Origin of the sequence: Qipengyuania sp. (assembly GCF_043423005.1) — a bacterium.
Classification (GTDB): Bacteria; Pseudomonadota; Alphaproteobacteria; order Sphingomonadales; family Sphingomonadaceae; genus Qipengyuania.
Window position 1 is genome coordinate 1 of the sequence record NZ_JBHWMI010000083.1, and the last position, 5,100, is coordinate 5,100.

Below are 5,100 nucleotides of genomic sequence, written 5' to 3' on the forward strand. Positions count from 1 at the left end.
TATGTGGCGGCGCGTGGCCTCGGCCCTGCCGCCGGGCCGCGCGTTTGCGCCAGCCGGGCAAGTGCCACGGCAAGCAGCAGCGGGCCGAGATAGAAGGGTGCCACCCGCAGCAAGGTAAGCAGCGTGCCGTCGCGAAAGCCGATCAGCGATGCGCCTATGATCAGCGCATAGCCGAGCTGTGCCACCGGCCCGCCCCGGTTCATCAGCAGCGCGCGGTAGGCCCCGCCGAACAGCAGGGCGAAGATCAGCGCCTGGATCGCCACGCCGGGATAGCCGAGGCTCATCCACCCCATGCCGGGGAGCGATGCAGTCATCCCGATCGGCTGGCCATAATCCCACAGCGAGAACAGCTGCACCGGGGAGCCGGCGGGCTTGTCCGGCCATAGCGCCCGGGGGACCGGCTCAGTGGCGATCTGCAGCATATGAGCGAAGTAATCGTAGGTGCCCGTGCGCTGCGGCACGGCGTAGACGAGATATTCGAAATACTCGAGATTGGCGAAATCCATGTGCTCGAGCGGGGCGAGCGCGCGATCCTCGACGAAGGTGGCGGGCCGATCGGGTGCGACCAGGGCGCGCACTGCCCCGCCGCGGTCGATGACCAGCTGGTTGAACGCTGCCCCGGCTGCCAGAACGAGAAGGACATAGCGCCAGTCGAACCAGCGCTTTCCCCTTTCGAGCAGGAGAGCGACGCCGCTCGCCGCGATGGCGAAGATGATCGCCTGCCTTGTGCCGGTGCCGGCCTGGAGAAAGACGAACAGCGCAAGATAGCCCCATCCCCACCAGCGATAGCGCGACACCCACAATAGCATCACGGCGAGCGGGGCCATCATGAGCGCGCTGTCGGTGAACCAGCCGTTGCCTTGAAGGTTGATCGCATTGCCCGTGGCGGCATCGCGCATCATGGTCTCGAAATTATTGACCCGCCGTTCCCAGTTCGACAGCTGCGATTGCAGAGCCAGCGGTGTCAGCACGCCAGCGGCAATTACGATCGGCCAGAACAGCGCCCGGCGCGCCTCGTCCGCCGCGCCGGCCTCGGTCGGCCGTGCGGGATCGCGGGCGATCGCAAGGGTTGCGGCCACGAACACCACCAGCGCGAGGTTGGCGGCAACAATCACAGTCAGCTTGTCGGCGGGGGAGGGCTGGAACTCGTACAGTCGATAGACGAAATCGAACTCGTACCAGCGCGCAACGAGGGGTCGCAGCACGAAGACGAAGCCGTGAAAGGCGAGATAGAAGCTTGCCGGATGATAGAGGCTGGCCGCGCGATGCCGGGCAAAGATCGCCGCGACGATCGCGAAGACGAGGCAGGATGCGGCGAGGGTGAAATCGTACACGGGCGAAGCGGCCTTGAGGCAGAGGTGCGGCATGCGGCGTATCGCATGCTCCGCCGTCGAGACAAGCGGATTGGCTAGGCCGGGCGGCGCAGCATGCGGATCATCGCGGCAAGATCGCCCAGTCGGTCGCGGGAGATGACGGCGCGGGCGAAGGCGCCGGGCGTCATCCCCAGACGGCGCAGCGCGGCGCCGAGCGCGGGAATGGTCTGCGCCGCCTCCGCCAGCACCAGAAAGCCGACACAGGCGACAAGCGGCGCGCCCGCCGCCGCCAGCATGGACGCCCCGGCCAGACCGGCAAGCGATCCGGCAAGGTAGATGGCGACCGTCGGACCGTGGCGGTTCTCCGCCGCCAGCACCGCCAGCGGGGCGGCGGCCAGCGCACGCAGCCCCGCCGCCGCCAGCAGCACCGCGGCAAGGGCGGGATCGAACCGCGTCTGTCCGCCGGTGTAGAGCGGCTGAAGCCAGTGCCCTGTCGCCAGCAGGGCGGCGGCAAACGTCAGCGCGACTACCAGCAAGGCGGCGGTGGTCGTCGCCAGGATCCGGCGTTGCACGCCAGTCCGGTCATCTGAAAGATAGCCGCTTTCGTAGTAGTGCAGCCCATAGGCAAGGTTGGTGAGGAGATCGAGCATCCGGGTCAGCGTGCGGGTGGCGGCGAAGGCGGCCAGCGCCACCGCGCCAAAGCGGGCCCCTGCCAGAAGCAGATAGCCCTGAAGGTTCAGCCCGAAGATCACCGGCATCGCCATGAAGGCGAGAGATGGACGCCACAAGGCGCCGATGGTGCGGCGGTCCGTCCGCCGTGAACCGGCGAACATGTCCGGCGCCGCGCGCCGGGCGCACACGATCGTGAGCGCCGCCATCCCGGTACGGCCCAGCGCAAGCCCCATCGCGAGGACGGCAAGATCGCCCGACAATAGTGCGCAGAGGGCGATGATTGCGATCTCGGCCAGTCCGGCAAGGCTCGTCAGCAGGATATGGTCGGGATACCGCCCGGCGACGCGAAAAGGGATATCGGCGACCGCCAGTTGGCTGCTGGCGACTATATACAGCGCCAGCCAGCCGAGCGCGGTGCCTATCTCAGCCGTCGCGACGTCGGCCTCGGCCAGCGGCATCAGGCGCGCAAGCGCTTCCCCGCCCGCGAGAAAGGCAAGCGCGAGCGCAATCGTGCCCGCGCTCGTCACGGCCCAGGCGCCAACGAACAGGCGGCGGGCGCGAGGCAAGTCGCCGGCCTGCGCCGCGGCGAGGCTTTCGCTTCCTCCGGCGCCGGCGAACCCCGTCCCGACGATCCCGACATAGGCCGGCAGCGTGAAAAGCATCAGCCATACCCCGACCTGCCCCGCCGGCCAGGCGGCGAACAGCAGGGGCAGGGTCGCGAACTGGAGCGCGATGCGGATCGCAATCGACAGCGCATTGGCCCCGAGCCCGCGCCGCAGTCGCCTCGCGCTCATGGTTCGTAGGGCCGGCGCAGCAGCATGCGCGCCGCAGCCTTGGCGGTATCGATGCCATGCTGGGCCGCCCCGCCAAGAGCGGCCCGCAATGCCTCCTGCCCGGGCGCGGCGGCAAAGGCGCGATACCGCTCGGCCACCGGGCCCTCCAGATTGGCGACCCATTCGTCCACGATCGCGGCGGTCGAAAAGGCGAATGCGCGGGTGCGCCCCGCGGTAACCAGAGCGTCGTAGAGCCTTGGCTCGGCCCGCAGACGCTCAATCGCGGACAGCGCTTCAGCAAGGGTCAGCGCGCGCAGGTAATCACGGCCCGGGCGTCCGACATCGGCGAAGGCGCTGTCGCTCCCGCTGACGAACGCAACTCCCGCGATCCAGGCATTGAGCAGCTTGTTCGCAGGTTTGTGCGGATGGCGCCGGGTGGTGAAATCGCGGATGCCGAGAGCGATGTCGAGATCGCTGAAATCGTGCCACCGGCCGGGCGGGCGGGCGACGAATTCGAACCCCCGCGCCGCCAGGACGGCGGTCCATTCGCGCTCGTCCAGCGCCAGATTGCCGTCCGCCTTGCCAAGAAAGCCCACCCGCCGCACCTGCCGCCGCGCCGGATCGCGCGGGATGATCGCGGCCTGCGGCCACAGCGTCTGGTAGAGATCGCCATGCGCGGTCAGATCGCGGTTCTGCTGGATATGGCACTGGGCCCAGCGGACGCGGGGGTAATCCGCCTGGATCGATACTGCGAAGCAACCCCGCGGCCGGCCAAGCCGCGACCAGACCTTGCTCTTGGCGATATTGATCCGCCCGGGCGCCGGCCGTGCGGCCAGTTCGATCCCGCCATAGCCCGCTTCGCGCAGACGGCACCAGGTCTGCACCGTCCACAGGAGGTCGCCATTAAGCGAGAACGCCTCCAGCGCTGTAGGCGAGGCTCTCATCAGCGCATCGAAATCGGGCGCGGCCACCGCCTCGGCCCATCCTTTGCGCTCCATATGAACGAAGCGCAGGGGCACGGGCAGCGCCAGCCTGTGCGGTCCGTCCGACACCGTGACGCCGCCCGCCGCCTTCATCTCCGCCCCCGCCTGCGCCATGGGGCGGCTGTTCCACGATCCGCGAGGCGGCGCAAGGCAGGCGCTGGCACAAGCTGGATCGCTGCGCTAGGCCGGCAGGCGAAGAGCGTCCGACTCTGCAAGGGAGAAGCCCCGACATGACGATCAGCATCGCCTCCGCCCTCGCCCTGGTCCTGGCGGCCGGTTCCGCCCAGGCGCAGGTCCAGCAGCAGCCTCCCCAGCCGAGCCCGAACCCGGTGGAGGAGCAGGAGGTCGACGCCTCGCAGGAAGACCTGCCGCCCGAAGGCAGCGGGCAGGCGGTCGATGCCGCGCCCGCCACCGTGCCGATCGCCGGCGAAGAAAAGAAGGACGACAAGTGGGACGTCCTCGCGCCGCGCGGAGCCGCACTGAAGGACGTGCCGATCCGCACCGAGGAAGGCACGTGGATGGATGTCGACGTCTCGCCCGACGGGCGGACGATCGCCTTTGCGCTGCTGGGCGACATCTACACGATGCCGATCACCGGCGGCACGCCCCGCCGCATCGCCGAAGGGCTGGCCTGGGAGGTGCAGCCCGACTTTTCGCCCGATGGCCGCAAGATCGCCTTCACCTCGGACCGCGGCGGGGGCGACAACATCTGGATCATGAACGTCGACGGGTCCGACAAGCAGCAGGTGACCAAGGAAGATTTCCGCCTGCTCAACCAGCCGAGCTGGTCGCCGGATGGCCGCTATATCGTCGCCAAGAAACAGTTCACGACCGAGCGCAGCCTCGGCACCGGCGAAGTGTGGCTCTACCATGTCTCTGGCGGGGGCGGCGTGCAGCTGGTCAAGCGCGCCAGCGAGGTGCTGCAGAAGGAACTGGGCGAGCCGATCTACGCGCCCGACGGCAACGCCATCTACTATACCCGCAACATTACCTCGGGCCCGATCTTCGAATACGCGCAGGATTCGACGCAAGGCATCTTCAACATCGAGCGCTACGACATCGATACCGGCGAGGTCACCACGGCGGTCGGCGGCTATGGCGGCTCGGTCCGTCCGCTGCCTTCGCCCGACGGGAAGAGCATCGCCTTCGTCCGGCGCGACAGGGACAAGACTCAGCTGTGGACGAAGGACCTCGTCACGGGCGAGGAGCGGATGATCTATGACGCGCTCGACCTCGACATGCAGGAAACCTGGGCGGTCTACGGCGTCTATCCGCGCATGGCGTGGACGCCCGATAACCGCTCGATCGTGTTCTGGGCGGGCGGCAAGATCCGCCGCGTCGACGCCGATGGCAGCGGCG

3 protein-coding genes and 1 pseudogene are annotated in these 5,100 nt (G+C 68.5%); 1 reads left to right on the forward strand and 3 read right to left on the reverse strand.

Translation table 11 applies throughout. The annotated features are described in order from the left end of the window. The 3 genes from ACHFFA_RS11560 to ACHFFA_RS11570 form a co-directional block, all read right to left on the reverse strand. Positions 1 to 1,367, reverse strand: a 1,367-nt coding sequence (locus ACHFFA_RS11560; RefSeq protein WP_394270986.1) for an O-antigen polymerase, incomplete at its 3' end; no start/stop codon positions are given. Between the two features lie 41 nt (positions 1,368 to 1,408). Further along, entirely contained in the window at positions 1,409 to 2,779 is a 1,371-nt protein-coding gene (locus tag ACHFFA_RS11565; protein WP_394270987.1) for a hypothetical protein, read from the reverse strand. Further along, positions 2,776 to 3,855, reverse strand: a complete 1,080-nt coding sequence (locus ACHFFA_RS11570; RefSeq protein WP_394270988.1) for a glycosyltransferase — start codon at positions 3,853 to 3,855, stop codon at positions 2,776 to 2,778. The genes ACHFFA_RS11565 and ACHFFA_RS11570 overlap by 4 nt, the downstream gene beginning before the upstream one ends. Before the next feature lie 116 nt (positions 3,856 to 3,971). On the opposite strand from ACHFFA_RS11570, the pseudogene ACHFFA_RS11575 reads away from it, so the two are divergent. Further along, a pseudogene (locus ACHFFA_RS11575) lies at positions 3,972 to 5,100 on the forward strand (amidohydrolase); the annotation flags it as partial.

Bases quoted from the DNA above. Each gene is read 5' to 3' on its own strand.
- ACHFFA_RS11565 (WP_394270987.1), bottom strand. From the start codon at position 2,779: ATGAGCGCGAGGCGACTGCGGCGCGGGCTCGGGGCCAATGCGCTGTCG.
- ACHFFA_RS11570 (WP_394270988.1), bottom strand. From the start codon at position 3,855: ATGGCGCAGGCGGGGGCGGAGATGAAGGCGGCGGGCGGCGTCACGGTG.